Genomic DNA, 2,615 nt, shown 5'->3' with positions numbered 1-2,615 from the left:
GCGGCTGCCGGTTGCGCGGCAGGCGCCGCCGCGCTGGTCTGCTCGGCCATCGCAGCGGCCCAGTCGTCCTGCGGCTTCAGTCCGTCGGCTTGGGTGGGCGGATTGGCGCGGGATTGTTCGGCGAGCGCGTCGGCCCAGTCGTCGGCCGGGGACGAGCCGGTACCGGGCTCGTTCTTGTCAGTCATGGTCAGAGGCCTCGTTGGATTCTGTATCGTGGGTAAACATGTGCTGTACGCGCAGAGCGTACTGGCCGTTGAAGACGCCATAGCCGCATTCCATCAACGGCACGCCGTCGACGCTGGCGACTATGGTTTCGGGTACGGTCACGGGCAGGACGTCGCCTACCTTCAGGCGCATCAGCTCGCGGATCGACGAGGGGACGCGGGCAAATTCCGCGACCACGTCGATATCCGCGCTGCGCACCTGGCGCGAGAGCTGCTGCGCCCAGCGCTGGTCCACTTCTTCGAGCGTGGTTTCCTGCAGCGGTCGCGTCAGCAGATCGCGCACAGGCTCGATCATGGAATAGGGCAGGCAGATGTTCAGGTCGCCGCCGGTCGCGCCGAATTCGATGTGGAACGAGGTGACGACCACTATTTCATTGTTGCCGGTGATGCTGGCGAACTTGGTGTGCATTTCCGAGCGCACGTACTCGAACTCGATCGGATAGACGGGGTCCCAGGACTTGCCGTAGCTTTCCAGGGTCAGGTTGAGCAGGCGCCGGATGATGCGCTGTTCCGTCGTGGTGAAGTCGCGGCCTTCGACGCGCGTGTGGTAGCGGCCGTCGCCGCCGAACAGGCTGTCGATGACCAGGAACACCAGGTTCGGGTCATAGGTGAACAATGCCGTGCCGCGCAGGGGTTTCATCTGAATCATGTTCAGATTGCTGGGCACCGGCAGGTTGCGCTCGAAGTCCGCGTACTTCTGGATCTTGATCGAGCCTACCGTGATGTCGGCGCTGCGGCGCATGAAGTTCAGCAGCACGTGGCGCATCTGGCGAGCGAATCGCTCGTTGATGAGTTCCAGCGTCTGCATGCGGCGCCGCACGACGCGCTCAGGCGAACTCAGGTCGTAGGCGCGGGCGCCGGCGTTCTGGTCCGCGGCGGTTGCTTTGCTGTCGCTTTCGCCGGTGACGCCCGCCAATAGCGCATCAACCTCGTCCTGCGAAAGGAATGCCTCGTAGGCCATGCTTATTGCACCACGAACGCCGTGTACAGTACGTCGGTGACATACTGGCCGTCCGGCATGGGCGAGAAGGGGCGATTGACGGCCTGCTTGATGGCGTTGGCCATGTCGGTCTTGCCTTGCTGCGTTTGCACGGCGGTGGGCGATTGCGACGACAGGACCATCAGGATGCGGCTGCGCACTTCAGGCATGTACTTTTCGAGACGCGTGCGGGTCTGCTCGTCACTGACGCGCAGCGTCAGGCCCACGTGCATGATGCGTTCCGTATCCGGATTTTGCAGCGTGACGGTGAAGGGCTCGATCGGCACGAAGATCGGGGCGGGCACAGCGACCGGGGCGGCGGGAGGCGCGACGAAGGTGGTGGGGGTCGCCTGGGGGCCTTGTCCCGCTGGTCCGGCTTGGCCCGGCTCGCCGGCCGGCACTTGGCCTACACCGAGCTGGACGGGTGCGCTGCTTTGCGGCTGCATGCGTTGGGTGATGAACCAGGTTGCGCCGGCGCTGGCCGCGGCGACGATGAGCAGGACCAGAATCGCCAGCAGGGGGCGGAGAATACGGCCCATGCCGCCGGAGCGGGAAGAAGGCGCGCCGCGCGTAGGCATGGGTGAAGGTTTGGAAGTCGCCATCTCGGTGTCGATGCGTGTTTTGCCGCTGATGAAAACGGGTTCTTAGTGGATGAAAGCATTCTGCCCCAAATGCCGCCTCGGCTTGGAGGCGAAAAACAGGGCGAAAGCCGCGTATCTCAAGCTATTGCTGCACCGCCCGCAGGCGCGGCCAGAGGCGATGCGTTTCTTTATCAGGCGAAGGTGTCCACCAGCGCATTGGCGTTGCGTGAGGCCGTGGGGGCGACGGGCGCTTCGGCCACGCTTTCGGAGCCAGCCTGGCCGCCGCCAGCATGGCGTTGCGAGCCGTTGCCGCCTTGTTGCGCGAACTCCTGCTGGGCGGCTTGTTCGCCCACGCTGGTCTGGCCTAGCGAGATGCCTGCCTGGGCCAACGCCTGCTGCAGTTGCGGGAGGGCGGTTTCGATGGCCTGACGCACCGAGGCGTGGGCCGACACGAACGAAGCGCTGGCTACGCCATCCGACAGGTTCAGGCTGACGCGTAGCGGACCGAGATCGGGCGGGTCGAGGCGCAACTCGGCAGTTTGCATGCCCTGACGGGCGCTGTGGCTCATCATGACGACCTGCTGGCCAAGCTCGGTGCCCCAGTGGGTGCCGCCAACCGGGGTGGCGACCTGCAGCACGACCGGCACGACAGGGGCGGCGATGGCGGACTGGTTGGCAATCGGAGCGGCGGGCTGGCGTTGAGTGGCCGCGGCCAAGGCCTGGGCCAGGTGATCCTGGGCGGAGCCGCCATGCTGGGGCGCCTGGAACTGCTGTTCGGCGGCGGCCAGCGCCTGGAGCGGCGGTTCCTCGGCATCCGCGGGCAAGGCGGCG

Annotated in this window: 3 protein-coding genes and 1 pseudogene; all 4 read right to left on the bottom strand. The window is 65.9% G+C overall.

The genetic code is table 11. The features are described from left to right. Nucleotides 1–185 (bottom strand): annotated as a pseudogene (locus VIR09_RS02070) (flagellar motor switch protein FliN); the annotation flags it as partial. Continuing rightward, on the bottom strand, nt 178–1,185 hold the full coding sequence (gene fliM / locus VIR09_RS02065) for a flagellar motor switch protein FliM (RefSeq protein WP_332011342.1): 1,008 nt from the start codon (nt 1,183–1,185) through the stop codon (nt 178–180). The pseudogene VIR09_RS02070 and the gene fliM, both read right to left, overlap by 8 nt. Nucleotides 1,186–1,187: 2 nt before the next feature. Beyond that, entirely contained in the window at nt 1,188–1,805 is a 618-nt protein-coding gene (gene fliL, locus VIR09_RS02060) for a flagellar basal body-associated protein FliL (protein ID WP_332011340.1), read from the bottom strand. Nucleotides 1,806–1,975: 170 nt separating this feature from the next. Further along, nucleotides 1,976–2,615 (bottom strand): flagellar hook-length control protein FliK (locus VIR09_RS02055; RefSeq protein WP_332011339.1); only part of this gene is annotated, 640 nt, incomplete at its 5' end.

The sequence above is a fragment of the Achromobacter sp. genome, from assembly GCF_036567245.1.
Lineage (GTDB): Bacteria > Pseudomonadota > Gammaproteobacteria > Burkholderiales > Burkholderiaceae_B > Achromobacter.
The sequence above is the reverse complement of the archived record's forward strand: the minus strand, read 5'-3'. Positions and strand labels throughout refer to the sequence as shown.